At 60.6% G+C, this 1062-nt stretch carries 2 protein-coding genes; both read right to left on the bottom strand.

The features are described from left to right. Window positions 1-24: 24 nt before the first annotated feature. Window positions 25-864 (bottom strand): sulfonamide-resistant dihydropteroate synthase Sul1, encoded by an 840-nt coding sequence (sul1, locus tag QMN93_RS25990; RefSeq protein ID WP_000259031.1) that lies wholly within the window; start codon window positions 862-864, stop codon window positions 25-27. Beyond that, window positions 858-1062 (bottom strand): multidrug efflux SMR transporter (locus QMN93_RS25995; protein WP_016810057.1); only part of this gene is annotated, 205 nt, incomplete at its 5' end. The genes QMN93_RS25995 and sul1, both read right to left, overlap by 7 nt.

A 1062-nucleotide genomic window follows, 5' to 3' on the forward strand; every position in this document is an offset into this window, starting at 1 on the left:
TAGCGGGCGGCCGGAAGGTGAATGCTAGGCATGATCTAACCCTCGGTCTCTGGCGTCGCGACTGCGAAATTTCGCGAGGGTTTCCGAGAAGGTGATTGCGCTTCGCAGATCTCCAGGCGCGTGGGTGCGGACGTAGTCAGCGCCATTGCCGATCGCGTGAAGTTCCGCCGCAAGGCTCGCTGGACCCAGATCCTTTACAGGAAGGCCAACGGTGGCGCCCAAGAAGGATTTCCGCGACACCGAGACCAATAGCGGAAGCCCCAACGCCGACTTCAGCTTTTGAAGGTTCGACAGCACGTGCAGCGATGTTTCCGGTGCGGGGCTCAAGAAAAATCCCATCCCCGGATCGAGGATGAGCCGGTCGGCAGCGACCCCGCTCCGTCGCAAGGCGGAAACCCGCGCCTCGAAGAACCGCACAATCTCGTCGAGCGCGTCTTCGGGTCGAAGGTGACCGGTGCGGGTGGCGATGCCATCCCGCTGCGCTGAGTGCATAACCACCAGCCTGCAGTCCGCCTCAGCAATATCGGGATAGAGCGCAGGGTCAGGAAATCCTTGGATATCGTTCAGGTAGCCCACGCCGCGCTTGAGCGCATAGCGCTGGGTTTCCGGTTGGAAGCTGTCGATTGAAACACGGTGCATCTGATCGGACAGGGCGTCTAAGAGCGGCGCAATACGTCTGATCTCATCGGCCGGCGATACAGGCCTCGCGTCCGGATGGCTGGCGGCCGGTCCGACATCCACGACGTCTGATCCGACTCGCAGCATTTCGATCGCCGCGGTGACAGCGCCGGCGGGGTCTAGCCGCCGGCTCTCATCGAAGAAGGAGTCCTCGGTGAGATTCAGAATGCCGAACACCGTCACCATGGCGTCGGCCTCCGCAGCGACTTCCACGATGGGGATCGGGCGAGCAAAAAGGCAGCAATTATGAGCCCCATACCTACAAAGCCCCACGCATCAAGCTTTTGCCCATGAAGCAACCAGGCAATGGCTGTAATTATGACGACGCCGAGTCCCGACCAGACTGCATAAGCAACACCGACAGGGATGGATTTCAGAACCAGA

Origin of the sequence: Enterobacter sp. R-1.6.2 (genome assembly GCF_035064085.1) — a bacterium.
Lineage (GTDB): Bacteria > Pseudomonadota > Gammaproteobacteria > Enterobacterales > Enterobacteriaceae > Enterobacter > Enterobacter asburiae_B.

Excerpts from the sequence above, each read along its gene's own strand:
- sul1 (WP_000259031.1), bottom strand. The coding sequence starts at position 864 with ATGGTGACGGTGTTCGGCATTCTGAATCTCACCGAGGACTCCTTCTTC.